We start from the raw sequence: 212 nt of genomic DNA on the forward strand, positions 1-212 counted from the left end.
TTCTGTTATACTGGTCCAGTAATTAAATAATAAAGACATTTGGGGTGCTTTAGGCTGAGATGATACCCATTGAACCTGATACAGTTAAGACTGGCGAAGGGAAATGTGAAAAGGTTTTTTTCGTATGTCGAAAAGAACTATCTAATCTTGTAAGGTAAACTCTAATTCTCGTTTGTAATTGGAGTTTTTTTGTTTATCAAAAGAGGATAGGC

At 34.4% G+C, this 212-nt stretch carries 1 riboswitch.

Annotated features, from left to right (window positions below):
* Positions 1-30 precede the first annotated feature (30 nt).
* Positions 31-119, top strand: a riboswitch (TPP riboswitch).
* The last annotated feature ends 93 nt before the right edge of the window (positions 120-212 follow it).

Source organism: Streptococcus sp. HMSC076C08 (assembly GCF_001810825.1).
Classification (GTDB): Bacteria; Bacillota; Bacilli; order Lactobacillales; family Streptococcaceae; genus Streptococcus.